General features: G+C 36.8%; 25 protein-coding genes and 3 pseudogenes. 27 read left to right on the top strand and 1 reads right to left on the bottom strand.

The features are described 5' to 3' along the window. Window positions 1-194: 194 nt before the first annotated feature. The 10 genes and pseudogenes from CRI88_RS20935 to CRI88_RS20890 form a co-directional block, all read left to right on the top strand. Window positions 195-992 (top strand): annotated as a pseudogene (locus CRI88_RS20935) (ribonucleotide reductase N-terminal alpha domain-containing protein); the annotation flags it as partial. Window positions 993-1,085: 93 nt separating this feature from the next. Next, entirely contained in the window at window positions 1,086-1,967 is an 882-nt protein-coding gene (locus tag CRI88_RS20930) for an endonuclease domain-containing protein (protein ID WP_101967013.1), read from the top strand. 207 nt (window positions 1,968-2,174) lie between these two features. After that, window positions 2,175-2,849, top strand: a pseudogene (locus CRI88_RS20925) (ribonucleoside-diphosphate reductase); the annotation flags it as partial. A 359-nt stretch (window positions 2,850-3,208) separates the two neighbouring features. Then, window positions 3,209-4,336, top strand: a pseudogene (locus CRI88_RS20920) (vitamin B12-dependent ribonucleotide reductase); the annotation flags it as partial. Window positions 4,337-4,637: 301 nt separating this feature from the next. Then, window positions 4,638-4,979: a hypothetical protein gene (locus tag CRI88_RS20915; RefSeq protein ID WP_058844020.1), complete on the top strand. Its 342-nt coding sequence runs from the start codon at window positions 4,638-4,640 to the stop codon at window positions 4,977-4,979. Between the two features lie 303 nt (window positions 4,980-5,282). Then, the gene (gene trhO / locus CRI88_RS20910; RefSeq protein WP_101967011.1) at window positions 5,283-6,230 is read left to right on the top strand and encodes an oxygen-dependent tRNA uridine(34) hydroxylase TrhO; all 948 of its coding nucleotides are present in this window, start codon (window positions 5,283-5,285) and stop codon (window positions 6,228-6,230) included. Between the two features lie 664 nt (window positions 6,231-6,894). Continuing rightward, entirely contained in the window at window positions 6,895-8,451 is a 1,557-nt protein-coding gene (locus CRI88_RS20905; protein WP_231745024.1) for an esterase/lipase family protein, read from the top strand. A 329-nt stretch (window positions 8,452-8,780) separates the two neighbouring features. Next, a complete protein-coding gene (locus CRI88_RS20900) occupies window positions 8,781-9,719 on the top strand; it encodes an alpha/beta hydrolase fold domain-containing protein (protein ID WP_058844022.1) in 939 nt (312 codons plus the stop codon). A gap of 361 nt (window positions 9,720-10,080) precedes the next feature. Beyond that, window positions 10,081-10,287, top strand: coding sequence for a helix-turn-helix transcriptional regulator (locus CRI88_RS20895; protein WP_036116800.1), 207 nt, complete (start codon window positions 10,081-10,083; stop codon window positions 10,285-10,287). Further along, window positions 10,287-10,757, top strand: coding sequence for a hypothetical protein (locus CRI88_RS20890; RefSeq protein ID WP_036116802.1), 471 nt, complete (start codon window positions 10,287-10,289; stop codon window positions 10,755-10,757). The genes CRI88_RS20895 and CRI88_RS20890 overlap by 1 nt, the downstream gene beginning before the upstream one ends. 61 nt (window positions 10,758-10,818) lie before the next feature. On the opposite strand, the gene CRI88_RS20885 is transcribed toward CRI88_RS20890, so the two are convergent. Further along, window positions 10,819-11,790: a DUF1385 domain-containing protein gene (locus CRI88_RS20885; protein ID WP_051891552.1), complete on the bottom strand. Its 972-nt coding sequence runs from the start codon at window positions 11,788-11,790 to the stop codon at window positions 10,819-10,821. A 108-nt stretch (window positions 11,791-11,898) separates the two neighbouring features. Between CRI88_RS20885 and CRI88_RS20880 the strand changes: the two genes are divergently transcribed. The 17 genes from CRI88_RS20880 (at window position 11,899) to CRI88_RS20800 (ending at window position 24,580) form a co-directional block, all read left to right on the top strand. Next, the gene (locus tag CRI88_RS20880) at window positions 11,899-12,327 is read left to right on the top strand and encodes a hypothetical protein (RefSeq protein WP_230593729.1); all 429 of its coding nucleotides are present in this window, start codon (window positions 11,899-11,901) and stop codon (window positions 12,325-12,327) included. A gap of 122 nt (window positions 12,328-12,449) precedes the next feature. Then, the gene (aroQ, locus tag CRI88_RS20875) at window positions 12,450-12,884 is read left to right on the top strand and encodes a type II 3-dehydroquinate dehydratase (protein WP_036116808.1); all 435 of its coding nucleotides are present in this window, start codon (window positions 12,450-12,452) and stop codon (window positions 12,882-12,884) included. Window positions 12,885-12,886: 2 nt separating this feature from the next. Continuing rightward, entirely contained in the window at window positions 12,887-13,948 is a 1,062-nt protein-coding gene (locus tag CRI88_RS20870; RefSeq protein ID WP_036116810.1) for a M24 family metallopeptidase, read from the top strand. Window positions 13,949-13,965: 17 nt separating this feature from the next. Further along, complete coding sequence (gene efp / locus CRI88_RS20865) at window positions 13,966-14,523, top strand: elongation factor P (RefSeq protein ID WP_036116812.1); 558 nt, start codon at window positions 13,966-13,968, stop codon at window positions 14,521-14,523. Window positions 14,524-14,726: 203 nt separating this feature from the next. Then, window positions 14,727-15,731 (top strand): NAD(P)H-dependent flavin oxidoreductase, encoded by a 1,005-nt coding sequence (locus tag CRI88_RS20860; RefSeq protein WP_036116814.1) that lies wholly within the window; start codon window positions 14,727-14,729, stop codon window positions 15,729-15,731. An 89-nt stretch (window positions 15,732-15,820) separates the two neighbouring features. Next, a complete protein-coding gene (locus tag CRI88_RS20855; protein WP_012295089.1) occupies window positions 15,821-16,030 on the top strand; it encodes a hypothetical protein in 210 nt (69 codons plus the stop codon). Window positions 16,031-16,035: 5 nt separating this feature from the next. Beyond that, complete coding sequence (locus CRI88_RS20850; RefSeq protein ID WP_036116820.1) at window positions 16,036-16,413, top strand: hypothetical protein; 378 nt, start codon at window positions 16,036-16,038, stop codon at window positions 16,411-16,413. 12 nt (window positions 16,414-16,425) lie between these two features. Continuing rightward, window positions 16,426-17,337 carry a stage III sporulation protein AE gene (locus CRI88_RS20845; RefSeq protein WP_036116822.1) on the top strand — a complete coding sequence of 304 codons (912 nt, stop codon included), beginning with the start codon at window positions 16,426-16,428 and terminating at the stop codon, window positions 17,335-17,337. A gap of 240 nt (window positions 17,338-17,577) precedes the next feature. Then, window positions 17,578-17,964, top strand: coding sequence for a hypothetical protein (locus tag CRI88_RS20840; protein WP_231745026.1), 387 nt, complete (start codon window positions 17,578-17,580; stop codon window positions 17,962-17,964). After that, complete coding sequence (locus CRI88_RS20835; protein WP_036116826.1) at window positions 17,965-18,519, top strand: SpoIIIAH-like family protein; 555 nt, start codon at window positions 17,965-17,967, stop codon at window positions 18,517-18,519. A gap of 200 nt (window positions 18,520-18,719) precedes the next feature. Next, the gene (accB, locus tag CRI88_RS20830) at window positions 18,720-19,223 is read left to right on the top strand and encodes an acetyl-CoA carboxylase biotin carboxyl carrier protein (RefSeq protein ID WP_036116828.1); all 504 of its coding nucleotides are present in this window, start codon (window positions 18,720-18,722) and stop codon (window positions 19,221-19,223) included. 14 nt (window positions 19,224-19,237) lie between these two features. Then, window positions 19,238-20,605 (top strand): acetyl-CoA carboxylase biotin carboxylase subunit, encoded by a 1,368-nt coding sequence (gene accC / locus CRI88_RS20825; protein ID WP_089934541.1) that lies wholly within the window; start codon window positions 19,238-19,240, stop codon window positions 20,603-20,605. A 52-nt stretch (window positions 20,606-20,657) separates the two neighbouring features. Continuing rightward, window positions 20,658-21,050 (top strand): hypothetical protein, encoded by a 393-nt coding sequence (locus tag CRI88_RS20820; protein WP_058844024.1) that lies wholly within the window; start codon window positions 20,658-20,660, stop codon window positions 21,048-21,050. Window positions 21,051-21,476: 426 nt separating this feature from the next. Continuing rightward, window positions 21,477-21,695 (top strand): tyrosine-type recombinase/integrase, encoded by a 219-nt coding sequence (locus CRI88_RS23245; protein ID WP_082673714.1) that lies wholly within the window; start codon window positions 21,477-21,479, stop codon window positions 21,693-21,695. Window positions 21,696-22,271: 576 nt separating this feature from the next. Next, window positions 22,272-22,772, top strand: coding sequence for a hypothetical protein (locus CRI88_RS20810; protein WP_058844025.1), 501 nt, complete (start codon window positions 22,272-22,274; stop codon window positions 22,770-22,772). A 495-nt stretch (window positions 22,773-23,267) separates the two neighbouring features. Then, on the top strand, window positions 23,268-23,546 hold the full coding sequence (locus CRI88_RS20805; RefSeq protein WP_139149535.1) for a hypothetical protein: 279 nt from the start codon (window positions 23,268-23,270) through the stop codon (window positions 23,544-23,546). Between the two features lie 269 nt (window positions 23,547-23,815). Further along, on the top strand, window positions 23,816-24,580 hold the full coding sequence (locus tag CRI88_RS20800) for a hypothetical protein (protein WP_036122747.1): 765 nt from the start codon (window positions 23,816-23,818) through the stop codon (window positions 24,578-24,580). Window positions 24,581-24,652 lie beyond the last annotated feature (72 nt).

The raw sequence follows: 24,652 nt of genomic DNA, 5'->3' as shown, positions 1-24,652 counted from the left end.
TGGTATGAAAAAAATTTTTTAACGTTCGACCCTAGTAATAACAAGTAGTTCGGATTCTATTTAAAAAAGCAAGAGTTGAATTAAAAAACTATATATAGTATCTTTTTTAAAGACATGTACACAATATGTAGTGTTTAACGGCACATGATATTGTGTATTTATTTTGTAATGAAGATAACAAGGGAGGCAAAACGATGGTAATCACAAATCATCAACCCGAAGTAAACAATCAATTTGAACAGTTAAACAAAGATATCGAACAATTCCCACAAGTACACCCAGTAACGCCTGATATGCATATTACGCATAAAGGCGTATCTAGACTTGTTATGATCGATCGCTACTCGTTTAAAGACACAGAAAAGAAAACACTGAAAGCCGGTGACTTTGTTGTTTTAACAGTAAAAGCTGATCCAAAATTCCCTGCACGTGGTTTAGGGACAATTCAAAAGCTGGACATGTCTACAAAAACAGCAGATATTCTGATTGAGGAAGATTACCGCAGTGCATTAGACGATCCGCAAGAGCAAGAAACGGGTGTAATTACGCGTTCAATTGACGTGCTAGAAAAGCCTCTTGAAATTTTTTATGAACAAATCGCAAAACGAAATGCAACAGGCCTTGCCGCTGTTGAAAAAACTCCAGAGAAACGCCAAGAGTGGTTTGAGAAGTTTTATAAGCAATTAGTTTCATTGAAATTTATTCCAGCAGGACGTGTCATTTATGGAGCTGGATCTGAAACAGATGTAACCTTCTTTAACTGTTACGTAATGCCGTTTGTCGCAGATTCACGTGAAGGCATCAGTGATCACCGTAAGCAAGTAATGGAAATTATGAGTCGTGGTGGTGGTGTAGGAACAAATGGTTCAACATTACGTCCACGCAACACGTTAGCACGTGGTGTAAATGGTAAATCATCTGGTTCTGTCTCATGGTTAGATGATATTGCGAAGCTGACTCATCTTGTCGAACAAGGTGGTAGCCGCAGAGGTAAGCATAATCTAGGTGCTTCTGCGTAAACAAACCTCGTGAATTGCTGGGAACTCTTTAACGGAAATATTGTCACTTTAATCGAGGTGGGAAATATGGATGTTTATGATGCGATACAACCACAAACTTGTTTAATATGTGGCTTTACAATAAATCATAATAAACAAGGATGGTTTACGTCTCATTTGAAAAATGAGCATAACTTAACATTAGATAATTATTTAATATCTTATTTTTATCCAATAGAAATGGTGATCTGCCAATATATTTTATGTAATAAAAAGGTTAAACTGAGGCGAGGTATTCCAAATCAATTTTGTAGTAGAAGCTGTCGAGGAAAAGGTGGGCCTTTAACTTGTGTAATTTGTGGAAAACTATTCGATGAAAAACATCGGCAGACTAAAACTTGTAGTAAAGAGTATGCGAGTAGACTTCGATCACAAAATACAGGTAAGTGGCATAATGACATGCCAAATGAACAAAAAAAGTTTCATTTTAAAAATATCATTTCAAAAACAGCTGAAACTAGAAAAATAAATGGAACGCCTTCATGGAATAGCGGTAAGACAGGGGTTTATAGTAAAGAAACCATTGAAAAGATTCGACAAGCTGCATTAAAGCAAATAGAGAGGGAAACGTTTAGAAAAACTAGTATTGAAACAGCTTTAGAGAATTTCTTAGTTGAACAATCAATCACCTACAAATATTCCTTTATATTTGAAGGTGCACAATTTGATTTCTTACTAGTTGGGACAAATATTCTAATTGAATGTGATGGTGATTTTTGGCATGGGAATCCAAAATTTTATTCCTCTTTTTATGAGGTACAAAAGAGAATAAAAGCTAGGGATATCGAAAAAAATCAAATTGCAGCAGCTAATGGATACACTTTACTCCGTTTTTGGGAAGATGAGATAAAAAATGATTTTGAAAATGTTAAAAAACGCATTATAAATGCACTGCTAGCTACAACGTAATTGGAAACGGTAAACGTGAATGCTTGAAAATAGCAGTGGGATAAAGACAATCAGCAGCCAAGCTCCTTTTAAAGGGGAAGGTTCAACGACCATCGAAAGCACGCTAAGTTAGCGGAAGTGAGTAGAGTAGGAGTGAAGCCACTCCGAAGTGCGAGGGCATCTAATTGGATGTAAGATATGGTCTCAACTTCTATGGTGACATAGAGAGTGGGTGTAGCGAACCCGCGTAAGAAATCGGCACAAATGATTATGCTAGCAGATTGGCATCCAGATATTGTGGAATTTATTATTTCTAAAATGCAAAATCCACGTATTCTGCGTTACCTGATCGAAAATACAACGGATGAAACAATCATTCGTCTAGCAAAAGAAAAATTAAACTTCAAGCCACTTTCTATGCAAGAAGAAGCGATGTATCAAGGTATCGTGAACTACAAAAACATTGAAGGCTTAGGTGGATTCGATACAGCGATCATTCGTGAGGCTGAAAATAAATTACGTGATGGTGGCACATACACAGTTCATAACCCAGAGTTTTTAACAGGTGCCAACATTTCCGTGACATTAACGAAGGAATTTATGGAAGCAGTAGAAAAGGACGCTGACTTTGAGCTTCGTTTCCCAGCTGTGGAAGAATATACAAAAGAAGAAATGAACGTGTACAATACGAAATGGCATGAAGTGGGCGATGTTCGCGAATGGGGAAAAATGGGCTATAAAGTCCGCACATACCGTACAATGAAAGCAAAAGAATTATGGAATTTAATAAACGTATGTGCAACATACTCAGCAGAGCCAGGTATTTTCTTCATCGACAACGCGAATGATATGACAAATGCAAAGGCATATGGTCAAAGTGTTGTAGCGACAAATCCGTGTGGTGGACTTCGCCTCACGTTAAAAATTGCGGGATAAAGCGGGAAGGCTGAGATGCTAATCCGAACCGAAGGCTAATGGTAAAGCTTTAGTCAGGGGCAACGCATACCCGGTGATCCTACTTAGTAGACTATAACCCGGGCACGAGACCGCAACATTACACATTCATAAAAATTCAAAATTGCCTAATGTAAGAAAGGCTGTGATAGAAATGAATAGAGGTTATGCAGGCTTTTATAAATTACATTATTTAAGAAGCTTTTATGAGTATGCATACGCCATGTGTAATGAAAATGTATGCTGAACTTGCAGGAATTGAACTGTAAGAACTAAAGGATAAAAAGCCTTTAGGATAACAATTATTGGAACAACCACTTGCACCATACTCTGTGTGTAACTTAGCAGCTGTGAACCTTGCACAGTTTGCGAATAAAGAAAATCAATCAGTTGATTACGAAGCACTACGTGAAACAGTTCGTGTGGGTGTTCGCATGCAGGATAACGTTATTGATGCGACTCCTTACTTCCTAGAAGAGAACCGTGTACAAGCCCTTGGCGAGCGTCGTGTTGGTTTAGGGGTTATGGGCTTAGCAGACTTACTTATTTACTGTGAAAAGGAATACGGTTCAGAAGCAGGTAATGCTTTAGTCGATGAAATCTTTAAAACAATTGCGGAAACAGCCTATGAGGCGTCTACAGAGCTTGCAAAGGAACGTGGTAGCTTCCCATTCTTAGTAGGTGCTACTGACGAAGAAACAGCTCGTTTACGTAAAGCCTTTACAGAGACAGGCTTTATGCAAAAAATGCCTGCTCACATCAAAGAACAAATTCTAGCGACTGGTATTCGTAACTCGCATTTACTAACTGTTGCGCCAACGGGTTCGACAGGAACGATGGTAGGCGTAGCGACAGGTCTTGAACCATACTTCTCCTTCACGTACTACCGTTCTGGTCGTTTAGGTAAATTTATTGAGGTCAAGGCTGAAATTGTAAAAGAGTATTTAGATCGTCATCCTGAAGTAAATGAGCAAGAGCTTCCTGAATGGTTTGTCACAGCAATGGAGCTAAAACCAGAAGCACATGCCGATGTTCAATGTATTATTCAAAAATGGATTGATTCATCCATTTCTAAAACAGTGAATGCACCAAAAGGCTATACAGTACAGCAAGTAGAAAAAGTATACGAGCGACTATATAAAGGTGGCGCTAAAGGTGGCACGGTCTATGTGGATGGTAGCCGTGATTCACAAGTTCTTACACTAAAAGCGGAAGAAAATGATATGGATCAATTATCATTTGAAGAAGAATTAGTAGAAGAGCAGACAAAACGTCCAGTCGTATTAGTAGATACAATTCAAGCATTAGAGTCTACAACGGTCATCGGCTCAGACGTAGGGAATACATGCCCTGTTTGTCGTAAAGGAACTGTCGAAGAAATGGGCGGCTGTAATACATGTACAAACTGTGGTGCACAGTTAAAATGCGGTCTGTAGATTTGAATTAAAGTCACGATGTTTATCAAACAGATACAAAGTTTAAAATAAAGTCGCGACATTTATAAAAATGTTACGAAGCTACGCCCCTTTGGATATTCATATATCTAAAGGGGTGTTTTCATCGTGAAAAGGTTCTTCCGTTAAAGGGCCTTTCATTAGTATCAAGAAATGCTTGTGCATATTTTCTCTTTAGCATTTTCATCCCCAAAATTGAAAAGTAATTATCAAATTATAGCTGCCGAATTTTAATTGCTATAGAAAGAGTGGCTTAGTTTAAGTAGAAAAAGGCTTTACTACATTGCTTGAAGCAAAGCATCTAGATTGTGGAGGTGCAATTAAAAATTACTCTAAGAAAGGACAAACTTTGATGAAAGAATATTTAAAAGGCTATGCTTTAGGGGCTTTATTAGGTTTATTATTCTTTTTGCCTGTATTTAATCCTGCGTTAAGAGTTAATTTTCAGCAACATTGGCTGGCGATAGTCATCTTTACACCAGCCATTATCTATATGATATTAAGCTATGCCGAATACAGTGAAATTTCCTTCAAAAAGGAAAATATCATAAAATCGGGATTCTTTTTGCTTGGTATATTTTTGAGTATATACGCGATGTATTCTATTTGGGGATTCCCTGAATAAAAGCACGCATTACTCAATTTCTCAGTTTACTTAGTACTGAAGTTGGCTAACAATCCTCCGTTAACAGGTGCATTTCTTTCATAAGGAGTGTGTCTTTTTCCATTTAAGGACCAGATTGTGGAATAACACTTTTTTATAAAAAAAAGTCCACTCACCAATTCACAAATTCTTTAAAAATAATATTTATACCCATTTCAGTCTAATTACCGATAGCATATTCAATGATTATCCTTTATGGTTAATAGGTCGTAAAAGACACTATCAGGAATATCCTGCAAATATTGAAATGATAGGTGGAAAACAATGAATTATCAAGTTTTATTATATTACCATTACACGAAGATTGAAGATCCAGCTGCGTTTTCAGCAACGCACTTAGCCATGTGTAAAGAAATCGGTTTAAAAGGTCGTATTTTAGTAGCTAACGAGGGCATTAACGGTACTGTTTCAGGTACGATTGAGCAAACAGAGCAATACATGGCAAACATGCAAGCTGACTCATTATTTGAAGGTATAGTCTTCAAAATTGATGCAGTAGAAGAGCATACATTCAAAAAAATGCACGTACGCCCACGACCTGAGTTAGTAAACTTAGGCTTAGAAGAAGACGTGAACCCACATGAATTAACAGGTCGCTACCTGTCACCAGAACAATTTCTTGCTGAAATGCAAGATGACAATACAGTAGTATTAGATGTGCGTAACACGTATGAGTACGATGTCGGCCATTTTCGTGGTGCGATTCGACCAGATGTACAAAACTTCCGTGATACACCAGAATGGGTACGTGCAAATCGCGAGCTGTTCGAAGGGAAAAATGTTTTAACCTATTGTACGGGCGGGATTCGCTGTGAGAAGTTTTCGGGCTGGATGAAACGTGAAGGCTTTGGCGATGTTGGTCAATTACATGGCGGTGTTGCAACATACGGAAAAGACCCTGTTGCGAAAGGCCAATTATGGGACGGTCAAATGTATGTATTTGATGAGCGTTTAACGGTGCCAATCAATCAAGTAGAGCATGTGATTATCGGTCGTGATCACTATGACGGTGAACCTTGTGAACGTTACATTAACTGTGCAAACCCTGAATGTAACAAACAAATCATTGCATCTGAAGAAAATGAAGCAAAGCATTTAGGTGGCTGTACAATCGAATGTACAAAGCATGCGCGCAACCGCTACATCGTGCGTCACAATTTAACAGAAGAGCAAGTAGCTCAAGCAATTGAGGCGTTACAAGAATTAGCATGAAAAACTCTCTAAATTAAATAGCTTCCATAACCTCAACCAACTATTTAGAGGGACCTAAAGCACTCTATGTAAGTGTTCAAACTAGCCATTTCAAAATTGGACTAGTTTGCTTGCTTACATAGGGTGTTTATTCTTTGATGGAGGTTTATTATTAACTGGTACATATATGTTGAAATAATACAATCTAGTACCTTCTGACCCGTAAAAGCTAGACACAAAATCTAGCTTTTACGGGGTGTTTTGATGATCAATAAGAAAATAAAAACCGTACTACGTTATATAAATGGTCAAGAAAGCATCCATCATATTGCGCGAGAAGAGGGTGTTCATAAATGAGAATTAAGGACTTAGGTTTGTTTATATGAACATATGGTGTTGAATATTGGCCATTTCGCTCTATGCTATTTTATTTGCTAACACAATCTATCTCGCTGCTTCTCTAAGTGAGGCTTAACCGAAGTAAGATAATGATATTTTTTTGTCTAAATTAGAAGGAATTCTTTTCCTTTTTATAGAATATTAGTATAAAGGGAAGGTGGGGTTAGTTGGTTGCTGCTTGAAAATTAGCATTAATAGCTGTTATTCAACACCAGTTTTTTACAATTATAAATTGCTTTTCTACAGCTTTACGCACTTGATCTATAATGATTAGGAGGAAAACAATTTGAAAAAAATACTTTCTTTATTAGTAATGGTTACAATTATGCTTTTTTCTACTCCAGATGTTTTTGCCTCAAACACGATTGAACCTTATGGATTGAAGCCACCAGGTGAAAGCTTTACACCTGGAGAGTGGTTTCTAGGAAATACTCCACCTAATGTTGATTTGAATAAGCCACCTCTTGTTTTCGTTCAAGGGAAAAACGGTAACTCTACAAGTTGGTATGGCAATACAGAATATCACGGTCTTAATGATATGTATACAAAAGCTTATGAAGCAGGATATCAAACGGTATTTGTTCAATTATACGATTCGGCAGGTAAAGGTTCTTATAGTCAATACGATAATGGAAAATTATTAGCCTCTATGTTAAAAGAAATCAGTCAACATTTTCACGGAAAAAAATTAAATATAATTGCCCATAGCAAGGGTGGACCTGATACCCAAGCAGCATTAGTTCTTCATAATGCTCATCCGTACGTTGGGAGGGTGTTTACTTTAGGGTCCCCTCATTATGGATCAGAGTTAGCTGATCTTGCATATAGCTGGTGGGCAGGTTGGCTAGCTACATTACTCGGTGAAAAAGATGATGGAACTTATTCACTTCAAGTTGGGGAAATGGAATATTTTCGCTCACTAATAGACAATCACCCCAATGTTAGCAAGAACAACTATTATACAATGGCTGGTACTAATACAGGACCATTTCTATCTGCACTCTGGATGGGTGGTCTATATCTTTCCGATCCAAATGATGGATTAGTCAAAGAGGCAAGCACTAAATTATCTTACGGAACACATTTATTTACCGATCCCTCACTTGACCATGACAATATTCGAATGGGATCTGCGGTATTTTCAAGATTGGAACAGTATCTACAGTCTGCTTCTACAGATCGTATCATGATGAACAAAGAATACTTTTCTCAATCTGATATGTTTCAAGAGTTGGATGTTTCTCATTATTTTTACGGAGGGAAGTTACAATCGTCAAATGATGTGACACATTCTTTTTATGTGGATACTGCGCTCGATAATGTTAAATTATGGACAGGGTTAACTAGTGATAAGATAGAGTTAGTATCTCCTTCAGAAAAAAAATATACCAACCAAACAATCCAATCATTGGATGAAGCCTCCTTTTTTAATGGCGTAGTACCTCATACATTTACTGGGGTTATTTCTGAGATTGGGGAATGGAAGATAAATATAAGCACGCAGGCAGAAGATAATGCGTTTTTACTGGCAGTTCAACATGGGGGCCCATCTTTGATTAAGGTAAGTATTCCAACAGTATCATTAGAAACGAATAATATCGTGACAATGCAAGCTAATGACCAATTACAAAAACTTACCTTCGATGTACGAGTACTGGATCCAACAGGGAAAGATATTGCTTCTTCTCTACAGACGCAAAAGGTTAATCAGCAAAACTTTATGGTGAATTTTCCAGAAAATAAAAAGTCGGGTGTATATAATATAACTTTAAATATTTCAGGTGAAACATTACAAGGTGAGCCATACAAAAGGACCGTTGTTCGTTCTAAGTATATAAAATAAAAAACTTGAAAACATATCTTTAGCAACGGCTGGATGCCAAATTGATAATCAGACAGTTAAAAAATTATTAATGAGTTACTTGTTTAAATAAAGATGAAAATACCATGTTGGCAATCAGCATGGTATTTTTTATTTTCATTTAAATACGATGGATGTTGAAGGAGTATACGACATACTGTGGAATTAACATAGAGTACGAAAAAAATATTTTATTTAACGGATGCAGGTTTGTCTCTATGATACGGTATAGATTATAGTACGTGTGAAAGCTTCTGATACATGGCTCTTATCAATCTATGTGCGTGATGAAACTTAAAGGGGAGAAAAAAATGACTGTAGAAATTTTTAGCGGAGATCGTTCTGAAGAAAGTGTTCAATTTGAAAAATGGCTATTTGCGCAAAGTAATAAAAAGAGTTTTTCTAGTATTGAAAATGCTAAACAGTTTATTGAGCAGAGGGGAACTGAAAATAGTCAGCTTTATGTTATAGGGGAAGATGTTCAATTTATAAGTGATATGGAGGAGCAAACCTTTGAGGCTATGCAGGTCTTCACTTTAAATGACCAAAAGTCCTTGAAGCAAAAAGTTATTCTCTATATACATGGTGGTGCTTGGACGAATCAGCCTTTAAGTTTACATTGGTTATTCATGGATAAGATGGCACAATCGTTAAATGCAAAAGTTATTGCGCCCATTTATCCGAAAGTACCTCATTTTAACCATCATGACACCTTCCAAAAAATGCTCAATTTCTATAAAGAAATTTTAAAAACGGTTGAAAGTTCTAATCAATTGACCATTATCGGAGATTCGGCAGGTGGAAATATAGCACTTGGTCTGGTCCAACTTTTGAAGCAGAACCATCTACCTCAACCCCAAGATATTATTTTACTATCAGCATGTGTTGATATGAGTTTAGAAAATCCTCAGATACTTGAATATGAAGAAAAGGACCCAATGTTAGCTAGTGAAGGAATGGAAGTCATTACAAAGATATGGGCTGCTGATAAAGATCTAAAGGACCCATTGATTAGTCCTATTTACGGTGATTTTCAAGGACTTGGGAAGATTACTCATTTTATTGGAACACATGAAAGTTTATATCCAGATGCCATAAAATTTGATGAACAACTAACCGAACAAGGCATTGACATCACTACCTTTGTTTATCCTCAAATGAATCATGTGTTTGCTGTGATGCCTATCCCTGAAGCTCTAGATGCTCAACAGAAAATTATGAATATAATTCATAGTAGAGTGTTGAAATAGGCGGGTTAACGCTAAAGGAAAAGGTGCGGAAAAATCCTATAAAAAAGCGTGTTTTGATTATCATTCAAAACACGCTTTTTATATTCCTTATTTTGGAATTTAACTTTATTTTACAGTGTAGATAGGTACGATGGAGGTGGATGCTTTTCTTCACAAACTGATTACATTTTTCAAAATTAGCGTGTGGTGTCTTTTCTAATTATAGCCCTCACTATGTCTCCTGATCGTTCTTCATAAGAATTCCTGTATTGTTTAAACGAAAACTAAATTGTAAAGTCAACTTGACATATGAAATGGTGTAAAGTAAACTTTACTTATCAAAAAAATGTACAGTTTACTTTACATTTAACGAGGAGGCTTTATGAAAAATAGAATTCGTGAATTGCGGAAATCGAAAAAGATTACGCAGGAGGAGTTGTCTAAAGTAGTTGGCGTCTCGCGACAATCAATCATTGCAATTGAATCGGAGAAATTCAATCCATCTTTAGAACTCGCCTACAATATTTCAAAAGCTTTCAATTGCACAATTGAAGAAGTGTTTATATTCGAAGAGGAGGGGACGGAGTGATGGAGATTTCTATCGGGGGAATTATCGGATTGTATGGGGGAATGACTTGTGGAATTTTAGGCTGGTGGTTAGGACGGAGTAAGGCGAAGAAAAATAGAGGTTTAGATGAGCTACACGACTATATTTGGCAAAAAGCGAAATCCTATTCGTGGTATGTGACATTAGCGGCGATTTATATTTTCTTTACACTCATTGTATTTGGCATTGAATTGAATGCAGCAATGGTTTTAGGTAGTATTCTTTTAGTGCACTTAGGGAGTTGGGGGATAATTGGGGGAGTTTTGACCATCAACATGTTTAGTCCCATCCCGTTCCAGCTTTCTCGAGTGAAGCTGGGCATAGGTATTATTGCTGCGTCCATTCTTATTTTTACAAGCATCTCCATCATGACGAATAATTGGCTGTTTTTAGTTTTCAGTATCTTACCAAATTTAATAGGGCTGTTTACTGCACTTATTTATACTAAATAGAGCAATAATAGCAATAATATAAAACAGGCAGCCTCAACACTTGTTGGGACTGCCTGTTCTATTATTCATGGTTCAATGTTGCAGCAATTTCAGGTTGCTGCTCTACTTGACGTAGCATATTAAAGGAAGCAATTGCTACTTCTACTTGATCGTCCTTTGGTTCACGAGTTGTCAGTAATTGAAGCCATAAGCCAGGGTAGCCAAGGAAACGCAACACTGGGATATTGCGGCAAGCATTTGTCGCTTGTAATACTTCAAATGAAATACCGAGTACAACAGGAATTAATAGAATCCGATCTAAAATACGAAGCCACAGTGGGTCAGTTGGTACAAAGAAATATAAAAACATGCCGACAAACACTGTGAACAGAATGAAGCTACTGCCACAACGATAGTGCAGACGTGATTGAGCTTGAACGTTTTTTACTGTGATGTCTAAGCCAGCCTCATAACAGTTAATGACTTTATGCTCGGCACCATGATACTGAAATACTCGCTTAATCAGAGGGGTTAATGAGATAAAGTATAAGTAGGCTAGCAGTAAAAGGAGTTTAATACCACTCTCTAGTAGAATTTGTCCCGTTTTCCCTTCAATCCATTTTGAGAAAAAATCTGCTATAAAAACAGGAATTAATGTAAAGGCAAATTTTCCGAATAAAAAGGAAAGAATACCTACTACAGCAACTCCAAGTATCATCTGAAGTTTAGAACCTTCTTCTTTATGATCTTCTTCTTCGCCAGGTGTCACATCATAACGATCCCCTGCAAATTGCATGTGACGAGAGCCTAAGCCAGCCGACTCAATGAGCGCTACAACGCCTCGTACAAATGGAATTTTTTTGAGCTTTTGTAAAATAGGCTTTTGAACTTTTTTAAAATGATAATAATCAATGGAATCATCGTTACGACGAATGGCTGTAACAGTATGTTCCTTTCCTCCGAACATCACACCTTCTAATTGTGCTTGTCCCCCGTATACAGGTGAATTGCTCAAGGCTAACACCACTCTCTTTATATATTTCAACTGTACCATTGTACTAAATTTAGTGAAAAACCTCTACAGTTACGCATAGTAAATTTTCTATATGGCTACACTAATCGTACATTTCAGGAAAACATTAGTGTGCAAAAGGGAGGTTAGATGATGAAAGTAGCGACGATTACCGCACTTGTAAATGCGCTTGTTTTAGCGCTGTGCTTAAAGGGTTTACATTATTTCCATCTTATTAAATGGCATCCGATTGGGTTTTATAAAAAGTGGAATTGGTTTGAAGATAGCTCTAAATTATTTCAATGGACCTTCTTTATCTTTCTGCTGTTTATCATCGGCTTATTTTTATATATGACCATGCGCTATGTCTATATCATTCCAGCTTTCTTTTCGTCACTGCTGCTAGGTCTTCTTGTGACTATTACATTGGAGTGGATTGCTTTAGATCTACCATTACAACTGACGTCCTTTAAAAAACTGTCCATTCCATTTATAGTGATTGTTGTCTGTCTATTACGTTTCTTGTTGGAAACGGCCAATTTTCATCAGAAGGAGCATACAGCACAAAAAGGCAGTTAATGGTACAAAATATCCCCTTTGTTTGAGGGGATATTTATGAAACCATCAATTGAAATTAGTTGCTGAATGCACGGTGTATGATAAAATAAATGGCAAGTACATAGAAAGAGGCGAATAGAAGCGTGAAGTTATTATGTTTGAATGGACCGAACTTAAATCGACTTGGCAAACGAGAGCCACATATTTATGGATATGAAACATTGGATGATGTTAGAGAAAATGTTCGAAATCTTGCGGCTTCTTTAGGTGCTACGGTTGAATTTCGTCAATCCAATCACGAAGGGGTACTAGTAGATTGGGTGCATGAAGCAGAGGACGAAAAATATGATGGTATTATCTTTAATCCCGGTGCGTATACCCATACGAGCATCGCGTTACATGATGCGATTGCAGGAATTTCTGTGCCGGTTATCGAAGTACATATTTCCAATATCCACAAACGTGAGGCTTTCCGTCATCATTCTTATCTTGCTCCGGCCTGCCTTGGTCAAATTTGTGGACTAGGTACGAAAGGCTATGAACTGGCACTACGTACATTTATCGAGAGGGAGAATTGATTATGTTGAAATTACAAAAGCTACGTAAAGCACTTCAAGAACAAAGCATCGATGGCATTTTAATCACAAATGGGTATAACCGACGTTATATGACTGGTTTTACAGGGACAGCAGGCGTAGCAATTGTGTCTCAAAATGATGCTGTGTTTATTACAGATTTCCGTTATACAGAGCAGGCTGCTGCACAAATTCAGGACTTCCGCATTGTCAAACATGAAGCAACAATCATTGAAGAAATTGCTACACAAGTAAGCAATATGGGCATCAAATTATTGGGCTTTGAGAAAGATACTGTAAGTTATGGCACATATGAACTGTATAAATCAAACATTCAAGCAGATTTAGTGCCGATTTCTGGGCTAATTGAAAAAATTCGCTTGATTAAGACGGAACAAGAGATTAATATTATTAAGGCTGCGTGTGAAATTGCAGATCACGCATTTACACATATTTTAGGCTTCATCAAGCCTGGTAAAACAGAGCTTGAGGTTTCGAATGAATTAGAATTTTTCATGCGTAAACAAGGAGCAACTCAGTCTTCATTTGACATAATTGTTGCGTCTGGTCTTCGTTCAGCATTACCACATGGCGTTGCAACGAATAAAGTGATTGAAAAAGGCGACTTTGTTACTTTAGACTTTGGTGCGCTATATAATGGCTATATTTCGGATATCACACGTACTGTGGCTGTTGGAGAACCATCTGAAAAATTAGTAGATATGTACAATGCAGTCCTTGCTTCTCAACTGTTAGCACTTGAAAAAGTGGGTCCTGGATTAACAGGTATTCAAGCGGATGCGATTGCACGTGACTACTTAAAAGAAAAAGGATATGGCGACGCATTTGGTCATTCTTTAGGACATGGTATTGGTCTTGAAGTACATGAAGGCCCTGGCTTATCGATGCGTTCAGAGACAGTGCTAGAGCCAGGTATGGCCGTGACGATTGAACCTGGTGTTTACTTACCAGGAATCGGTGGTGTCCGTATCGAGGATGATATTTTAATCACTGAAACGGGTAATGAACTACTAACACATTCGTCAAAAGAACTCATTATTTTATAAACTTTGGAGGAACACAAATGATTTCAGTAAACGATTTCCGTACAGGTCTAACAATTATTGTTGATGGCCAATTATACCGCGTGTTAGATTTCCAACACGTTAAACCAGGTAAAGGTGCTGCGTTCGTGCGTTCTAAATTACGTAACCTACGTAACGGCTCAGTGAATGAAAAAACATTCCGTGCTGGTGAAAAAGTAGAGAAAGCACAAATTGATAACCGTAAAATGCAATACCTATATGCACAAGGCGACGAGCATGTATTCATGGACTTAGAATCTTACGAGCAAACTGAACTTGCTTCAGCTGCTATTGAATATGAATTAAAATTCCTAAAAGAAAATATGGAAGTGCATATTCAATCTTACCAAGGTGAAATGTTAGGTATTGAATTACCAAATACTGTTCAATTAGAAGTTACAGAAACAGAACCAGGGATCAAAGGAGATACAGCTTCAGGCGGTACAAAACCTGCTACACTTGAAACAGGTCTAATCGTACAAGTACCTTTCTTCGTTAACCAAGGTGATGTTTTAATCGTTAACACAGAAGAAGGCTCTTACGTTTCTCGTGCTTAATAATTAATAATAGCCAACCTACTCTTTAAAAAAAGGGTAGGTTTTTATTTTTTTCTTATACATATCCTGCCAAACATTTCATTTAATGTGATAATAGATAGAAGCACGTACTCTTTTTTACTAAGAGTCCATCAAGATTCTATCATCAGATAGATGGTCATTGCTGGGAGAATTGTTTACAATAATCGTAAGGAGTGAAAGGTATGCTACAAACATTTGATATGACATATCCCATTATTCAAGCACCAATGGCAGGCGTGACATCCCCAAAATTTGTGGCGGCTTGCGCTGAGGCTGGGCTATTAGGCTCAATAGGAGCGGGCTACTTAGATGGTGCACAAACAAAGCAATTTATTCAGGAAGTAAAGAAGTTAACAGCAAAGCCCTTTGCGGTCAATCTGTTTGTTCAAGAAGAACCAAAAATTGATATCGAGGTTTTACAACAAGCCCGTATGGCACTACAACCTTTTTACGATGAACTAGGATTATCACCTGTACAAAGTGTTGTTTCGAAGGAAGTGTTTGCAGGTCAAATTCAGGCGGTGATCGAGGAACAGGTAGCAATTTGTTCATTTACATTTGGGTTGCCCTCTCCAGAGGTTCTGCAGCAATTAAAAGACAATGGTATTTATACGGTTGGTACCGCTACGACAGTAGAGGAAGCTATACTAGTAGAACAAGCAGGAATGGATGCAGTTGTACTACAAGGAGGAGAGGCTGGCGGTCATCGAGGCTCCTTTTCGGCCCCACTGCAATTAATACCGTTATATGATTTACTACAACAAGTAGCTGGACAAATTGCGATTCCTATTATCGCAGCAGGTGGACTTGTGACGAAAGAGGATATTCAAAGGGCGTTAAAGGGCGGGGCACAGGCTGTTCAAATTGGTACAGCGTTACTAGTGGCAGATGAATGCGAAATTTCGCCACTTTATAAAAATGCTGTGTTAGCTTCGAAAGAACAGCAAACAACGATTACGCTCGCCTTTACGGGTAAACCAGCAAGAGGCTTAATGAATGATTTTACAAAACGTATGAAAGATGCGATAGTAGCTCCTTATCCATTACAAAACTATTTAACGACTACCATTCGTAAAGAAAGTGCCGAGCAAGGTAATGCGGAATATTTATCGATGTGGATGGGCGAAAAGAGTTATCTCGTACAGCAAACTGGCACTGTCAGAAGCATTGTAGAAAAGCTTCTATAAATTTTATCAATAAAGATCTCTATACATATGTATAGAGGTCTTTTTTTTGGTAGAGCGACATATATTGCTGTACACGAGGGGGCGTAGGAATGGAATTACAAGACGTATTAAGAGTTGCTGGAGTGGGACTAGTCGTTGCGCTTCTTCATGTTTTCTTTGATCAAACAGGGAAGAAGGAGTTTTCATTTTTCCTCTTTTTCATTGCCTACTTATATATGACAGCAGAATTACTTCGATTTTTACGTCTATTTTTTAATGAGATTTTAACATTCTTCCAATGGCTTACATCTTCCGGGTAATGTAAATGGAAATTGTGATTGTTGCTGTTGTCATGCTGCTTTTATTATTGCTGATAAAAGAAGTTATACAGCCACTCCATGCGCTAATAAGTGTGATGTTTTCGTTCTTGCTTTTTGGCATGTTGTTCTCGACACTTTTAATGCCTTTCGTCAAACAGCTGTTAGAAACACTTGCCTTTTTACCTTATGCGAAAGCTATTTTAATCAGTGCAAGTATGTTCTATGTCGGGCAGTGGATGTCTTTACTGCTGGCAGAACATAATTATAAGGTGCTCGGGAACATCGTTTTTGCTGCAGTAAAAATCGTGATTTTGTTGTATTGGTTCAAAGAATTTTTGGCTGTTTTACAGGAGGTGTCGGCCATTTTAAAAAGGCTAAACTAAGGAGCGAAGCCATTGCAGGAGCAAATACTATCGTTTTTAATCGACCCATTCTTTCTCTTGCTAAAGATGACGCTCATGCTTTGCAGCTACGTCATCATTGTTTTGATTGTGAACATGGTATTACCAGAATTTGAAAAAGGGACAAGGATACTCTTTTTTCTGATTGTTTTAGCAACGATTGGTCCAGTTGTAGTTAAGTCTTTTACATTAATTGATGAAATTGCACAAGGACTAGCCCATCTATTTACAGCATTTTATCCCATTTTAACTTCAAGCTTTCTTCTATCAAGTAGTATTACAGCGATTGCTTCCTGGCAGCCTTTTTTACTGTTTTTTGTACAAGTCCTGACCATTATTAGTAGTAAGTGGCTTATTCCAGGTGTGCTTTTAGCCATTGTCTTTGATGTGTGCAGTGTCATAGTCAAGGAAATTTCTTTTACACGAATCGCTGAGTTGATTCGTTTTACGATTATGAGTATCGTTTCTGCCTCCGTTATTTGCTATATTCTGTTGATGACTGCAGGCGGTGTGGCAGCATTTAGTGTCAATGCTGCTGTAGCGGAACCCGTCAAAAAATTAATTGAGGAAAATATTCCAGTTGTTGGGTCTTTTATTGTAGACAGCTTTTCAATGTTTCAGCATATGACACAATTTACATCTTCACTTACTAGTATTAGTGCCTTTATCGCCGTCATTACAGTGTCCTTTATCCCAACTGTACAGCTCGTTGTCAGTGCTTATTCATTAAAATTGTTGGCGGCTATTTTAGAACCAATCGCCTTTGATGATATTTGTAGACTACTAGAACAAATTAGTAAATCGCTATTTACATTATGTGCTGTATCATTTCTCATTGCTTTTTCATTTATGTTTTCTTGTTTTTTCCTCATTGTATTCGTACAAGTGATGGCAGGGGGGAGATAGATTGATTCTTTTATTGGCATTGCTCTTTGTATGTCAGATATTTGTGTTTCTAACGGATGATAAGGAAATAATTTCACTAACAAAATTGGTCATCACGTTAGTATTTTTGCAATTGCTATTAAAGATTCCATTTATCAATTCATAGGAAGAAACAAGCGTACATACACTTGAAAAAGAGAAGATGAAGGGAGGCAATGTACAAGTGATGTGGAAAAGACACGAAAAAAAACAACGTCATTGATGGTTTTAATTTTGATAGCTGCCTCCATGGGAATATTCATCATTTTACCTATGTATCAGACGAATTCAACAAGCGACAAAGGTTCACCACTCACCAATGAAGAAAAACTTGAACAAACTTTGAAGTCAATGCAAGGTGTTGGGGAGGTTAAAGTCTATTTTTATTATGGAGAGATGACAAATGACCAAGAGGCCAATAAACTATTCAGCCAATATTTTCGAGGGACTGAGCAAAGCGCGAAAAACGTAACAGGAATGCTAGTTGTTTCAGAAGGTGCATCCGATATCTTTGTGAAAAATGAAATTCGTGCAGTCGTCAGTCAAGTGATGCAGTTACCGATTCATCGAATCATAATCGTTCCGATGGAAAATAAGGAGGAAAAGTAAATGCGCGTACGTAGAAGAACAGTTTGGTTTATGACATTATTAAGTTTAGTAGCAGTCATTTCAGTGTATTATTTGGTTGATCCAGCAAAACAGTTCAATGGTCTAACTATTTTTACAGATGATACACTACAACAGACAGCTGTCACAGGCGTTACTGATAAAGAAGCGACAAATGATATCACACAAGAAGTATCTTCACCGAGTCACTTATTTGAAGAAATGCGTATGCAGGTAAGTGATGAGAGAAGTCAGCTACGTGAACAGTTAACGCAAAAAATTGCTGCAGAGGAATCCTCTGCTGAAGAAAAAAATGAGGCATTTAATGAAATGGATGGTCTGATTAAACGTGAATCAGCCGAAGCAATGCTTGAAATGCTTGTTAAATCATTAGGTTATTCAGATGCGTTTGTTCGCGCTGAAGGGGAAAAAGTTTCTGTTACAGTGATGGCTGAAGAATTGTCAAAAGCACAAGCAAACGAAATTATTTACTTGGTGAAAACAGAGATGGAAGGCGCAAATGATGTGCAAGTAAAGTTTAGTGCAAATAATTATTAAAAAATATAGAAAAAAATAAATATTTAGTTAATTTGAAAATAGTTGTTATATATCAGCGTTATGAAAAGGCTTTCGTTTAGTAAAGGAAAGCCTTTTATTTTGTTCATATTTACTTAATTTTCATTTAACTATTTCAAATTGATACGAAAAAATATAGAATAGTTATTGTAGTAGATTTTATTTCATAAGGAGAGTTAGAAATGTTCAAAATTCAAGAAATTCGTGAAATTATTAAATTAGTAGATTCTTCTTCAATTGACGAGTTTGTGTACGAAGTAGATGGCGCAAAAGTAAAACTAAAAAAGAATAATGTTATTGTTACAGAAACTGTAGCACCTAAAAAAGAAGTAGTAGCCCCTGTTGTACAACAATCTGCACCAGCAGAAGCTCCAGCAGTAACACCTGCACCAGCTAAAGTGGAAGAAGCTCCAGCTGCAGCTACATCAGCAACTAACGACCCTTCGTTACATAAAATTGTATCTCCGATGGTCGGTACTTTCTATCAAGCACCAAACCCAGATTCACCAGTTTACGTAAAACCAGGTGATAAAGTAGGAAATGAAACAATCGTATGTATCGTAGAAGCAATGAAATTATTCAACGAAATCGAAGCAGAAGTGCAAGGGGAAATCGTTGAAGTTCTTGTGAAAGATGGCGACTTAGTAGAATATGGCCAACCACTATTCCTTGTAAAAGCTGAGTAAGGAGTGCAAAACAAATGAAAAAAGTTTTAATTGCAAACCGCGGCGAAATCGCTGTGCGTATTATTCGTGCTTGTAAAGAGTTAGGCATTCAATCGGTTGCTGTCTACTCTGAAGCAGATGCGGACGCATTACATGTGAAATTAGCAGATGAAGCTTATTGCATCGGACCAAAGCTATCAAAAGATTCTTATCTTAGCTTCCCAGCGCTGCTTAGTGTAGCTGAAAAAACAGGTGCAGATGGTATCCATCCAGGATATGGCTTCGTATCGGAAAATGCTGATTTTGCTGAAGCTTGTGAAAACGCTGGCATTAAATTTATCGGTCCATCCTCTGATTCAATTAAAATTATGGGTATCAAGGACGTTGCACGTACAACAATGGAAGCAGCAGGCGTTCCACTTGTTCCTGGTACTGGTATTGTGCCAGATATCGAAACAGGTAAAGAATGGGCTGCTCAAATTGGTTATCCTGTCATCATTAAAGCAACTGCTGGTGGTGGTGGTAAAGGAATCCGTGTAGCTCGTACAGAAGAAGACCTTGTAAAAGGTATTGATATTACGCAAAAAGAGGCAGCTGCTGCATTCGGCAACCCTGGCGTATATTTAGAGAAATTCATCGAGTATTTCCGTCACTGTGAAATCCAAGTTTTAGCAGATGGCTATGGCAATGTAGTGCATTTAGGCGAACGTGACTGTACAGTTCAACGTCGTATGCAGAAACTAGTCGAGGAAGCTCCATCTCCAGCACTATCTTCTGAGCGTCGTGCTGAAATGGGTGCTGCGGCAGTAAAAGCGGCACAAGCATGTAACTACGAAGGTGCCGGTACAATCGAATTCATTTATGATTATCAAGAAGACAAGTTCTACTTCATGGAAATGAATACTCGTATTCAAGTGGAGCACCCAGTTACAGAAATGATTTCTGGTGTAGATCTTGTACAACAACAATTAAAAATCGCATCTGGTGAGAAGCTTCCATTCACACAAGATGATATTCAATTAAATGGTTGGGCTATTGAATGCCGTATTAACGCAGAAAATGCCTATAAAAACTTCATGCCATCAGCAGGAACGGTAGATACGTATGTAACGCCAGGCGGCTATGGTGTACGTATTGATTCTGCTGTCTATGCAGGCTATACAATCCCACCATATTATGATTCAATGGTAGCAAAACTCATTGTTCATGCGGATACACGTGAAGAAGCGATTGCGAAAATGAACCGCGCGCTAAGTGAATTCGAAGTATCTGGTCCTGGGATCAATACAACCATCCCATTCCACCAAGCACTGATGAACAATGACGTTTTCAAATCAGCACAATTCAATACGAAGTTCCTTGAAGAGAATGATGTATTGGGTGTAGCAGAAAAAGCAAAGTAAGCGTTCGCAATTTTAAAACCTTCTAACTTTTATTAGTTAGGAGGTTTTTTATTTGGCTAAAAAAGGTCAGCGTACAGGGATTTTTGATTTAGAAGATGTAACAGAAGCTATACAGCTACCAAGTTTTGAGGGTACGTTTAAAGAGAAAGATACGATACTGATTACTCCACCAAAGCTAATGATTGATGTAGCCGAATTACACGAGGGTAAGAAAGGTGTGGAAATTAATAATGCTTTGTTAATTGTGAAAGAGCAGATGCGTCTGTGCGTTCGTAAAGCGACGATCAGTGAATATATTTATACTTTTAAACGTTTAGTAGATGCAATGAAAATTGAATATGTAGATGACATTAAATTGGAGTCTATATTTGGTTGGCTTGCGAGCTTAGGGATATTTCAGATGTATCGAAACAAAGCCGTCTACGTGTCATTAAAGCTGTTTTAAATCGGCTTTACGATAACGGATGTATAGAGAGAAACTTTTGGAAAGACGTTCGTATACGTGTTGATACCAAGATTAAACTTCCTGCTGACGAGAAGCAATTGTCAATTTTATTGTCATTACTTGATATGACGAATTTCATTCAGTTTCGTGATGCGGTAGCTATACTGACTATATACAAGACGGGCATTCGAATGAATACGTTAATACAGCTAGAAGAGAAACATATTAACTTTAAGACTAACTCATCGCTACTGACAGGTGACATTATGAAGAACCAGGATGTGATGTATTGAAATTGCCTTTCGATGAGGAATTAGCACTGTATTTGAAACGTTTGATAACTCAAAATAATATTATTCGTAAACATTATAAGAAACGAAATGAAGTTGTGTTTTTAAGTAAGTTTGGTGATTCTCTAGATGTTGAATAATTACTAAGAGGCTTTCTTACTATGCTAAGAAATACAAGTTAAACAATATCAGTGCTCATGCTATTAGAAGGTTGTATGCAATTAACTTAAGGAAGAAGGGGGCGGATGTTGTTTTAATTAGTAAGGCGCTTTCTCATAAATCATTATCAACCACAACGAGATACTTAGGGATAAGCTCTGATGATGTATTGAAGGGACTGAGGGATTACTTGTAGACTTACTACGGGTTATCCATGTAATCGAATCAAATTTAGGGGAGTACCTTTTCGCAATTCATTTAATAGTTAGTAATTATTTGTATGAGTTTAAAGGACTATTAATAGTATAAAAATAGACGGTTATAAGTTCTAAAGAACTATAAAAATGTTTGAGTGTTGTAATTTGTGTGATATAATTACTTTAATAACATTCTTATTTGATAAATGAATAAAAATAAAAATATCAACTAAGAGGAGAATGACAAATAAACCCTAATATAAGTGCAGGTTTTAACTTGCACTTATATTTTATTAATGGATAGTTTTGTCACATTTCTAAAACACAATATATTAATAAATTAATTGTATTTTTGAAATGTGACAAAGTGATTTAGTGAAGATATTTTCGCTTTCGAAGAGCAAGAGTGGAGTAACGAACTTGTTCGCTGCTTCATGATGCTTCTGGAAACCGATTGATGAATTACAATAGTGTTGCATTTGCAGTGACGAAGTGAAGCGTAGGCACTAAGTCAAGGCAATACTGTTTAATTCGTCAATCGGAATAAACAATGAAAGGATAGTGGCAACAGGAGTTTGCAAAAGAATTATTATGATATTAAAGAAGAAGCAATTAAGCTGTCAATAGAACTAGGGGAAAGTGGTTCTGAGTTTGATAGTGCTTCTTGGAAAAATCGTGGGTGTCTAAAGCCTGATAACACGCTGAAGTCATTAATAAGTACGTTAGAGCGTTACTTTGAAGAAGTGAAATCTAACGGGCATAGGGGGAAAAAACGCAGATATACATTAATTGGGCTTAGGGATACACCATTACCAAAAATAGATAATCGTAATGGACGCAAAATGGAAGAGGAAGCTATTTTATTGCCTTACGTGATTAAGCAATTGAATGAATTAGCTTCATGTGGAAAGTATGAGACTACCTATAAAGAGTTAGCAAAACAAAAATTCTTTTTAACAGAAAATAGTCAACAGAAACTTGTTTTCGTAAATGAGCTTTTTTCCACACTAAAAGATACAATTATTCCAAAGGAGAAGGTAAGGGGAATTGCTAACAAACTTTGGGAATCGTATTAATTAAATCTTGTCAGCACTCTTAAAAATCTTTTGGATTCTTTGAAAAAACAAAAGTATATCTCAATAACTTCAATATACAAAGCTAGATATGTTTCCGTAGGTAAAGAGAAAGATTATCCTTACTATACTTTAAGTCCCTTGGAAATAAAGGAGTTAAAAAGTCTAGAGGAGCAGGTAGTACAATCCTATGGAATGGAGTATAAAGCTTATCAAAAGTATTTTGTCTTATATCATGTACCTGATTAAATCTTAGCAGTTAGAGAAGAAGTTTCTGAAGCTGTTAAGGAAAAGTTAGGAATTGAGCGGTATTATAAAGCAATTGAGATTGAAATTCTTGGTGATTTCATTTCATGTGAGTCTCAAAGCGATAGTGAGATAGCAAGAGCATGTTTAGAGCGTTTCTCAAGGCTGTTAATCGATAAAGTGAAGAAACCGACTTATGAAAATGGACTTTCTTATGATAAAAAATTTCATTATCTAGCTCATTTGGTCTTTATGAAGGTAATGAATCCAACTATTGAGTATGATGAACTTTTAAACGATGAATGGAGTAAAGTTAATTCAAAGGTATCAGAGCTTAAGGAATATTATAAGGATTATCCTGATGAATACACACTTTTAGTAGCCGAGCATGAGGCTACTAAAAGTGCTAACCTAACAGATGAAGAATACGAAGCAATGGTTCGAAGAGCTTTTATTAGTGAGCTAATTCCTTCAGGTTTTGGTAACCATGGACAGGTAGAGTTTAATCAAGAACAGTTGGCACATCATTAATTGGTGTACTTTTTCTGTTGCCAACTTCTCAGAACTGCTCTTAGACGATTCGAGAAACAGCTAGATGGATACTTGGTTACATAGATTGCTTTAAGGTCGTTCGTCTTCTAGTAGCTAAATGATTTCGCATAGTTTTATACCGAAATATTCTGATGAACTTAGGTTATCGATATTAAAGATGGAACTATTTTGATATTTTAATACTTATATGGCAATAAGTGTAGTAAAATAGTCTTGTAGTCCATAGTATTAGTTTTGGGGGAATTAAATTGCGGAAAAACAAAGTAAATGTTGTGAAAGTAAGTAATCAATACAAAAAGCTTATAATGTTAACATTATGCCTATTAACTCTTGTTGGTTGTACTAATGAAGAAACTAAAAAAAAGTTAGAAGAAAATGAAGAATTAATTGAAACTAAGCAAACAGAAGAAATTTCAGTCGAAGACCAAAAGCGTCAAGAAAAAGCTGAAACAGTAGAAAAAAGCATTGTTAAGCTTATCGAAGAAGAAAATTACTTAGATGCAATTACTCATTATAAAAATACGTTTATTCAAACTGCTGATAGTGAAATCAAACCAACAGAAAAAACAATTGAACTATATAATCTTGCTGTTCAAAAATATTTTGAAAAAGCCGAAACGTTCGATTATTACGATTACATCCTTTTATCTTTAGATATGGAAAAGTTAAATGAAAATGTTACATCACTTATATATCAAAAGTTCTCAACAGATATAGAAGAAATTGAAGCATTTATACAAAAAGGGAAAGATGAAACTCGTGAAAGAATTGCAAACTATAAAGCTGAACGTGCTGAGCGAGAAGCAAAAGAACAAGCTAAGAGAATTGAAGAAAGCAAAAATCGAGTATACATAGGAATGACAAAAGAGCAGGTACTTGCTACAAATTGGGGTGAACCCGATGATATTAACAGAACAATTACTTCATATGGAACATCGGAACAATGGGTGTATTCAGCTTACGGGAAATATTTATATTTTGAAGATGGAATATTGGTGACAATACAAGATTGAGGTTTGGGAATTAGCATAGTATTAAAATGATTTGAAGGTAGAGCAAACAGCTCTATCTTTTTTATTTTTCCT

The organism is Lysinibacillus fusiformis (assembly GCF_002845985.1).
GTDB classification, from domain to species: domain Bacteria; phylum Bacillota; class Bacilli; order Bacillales_A; family Planococcaceae; genus Lysinibacillus; species Lysinibacillus fusiformis_D.
The sequence above is the reverse complement of the archived record's forward strand: the minus strand, read 5'-3'. Positions and strand labels throughout refer to the sequence as shown.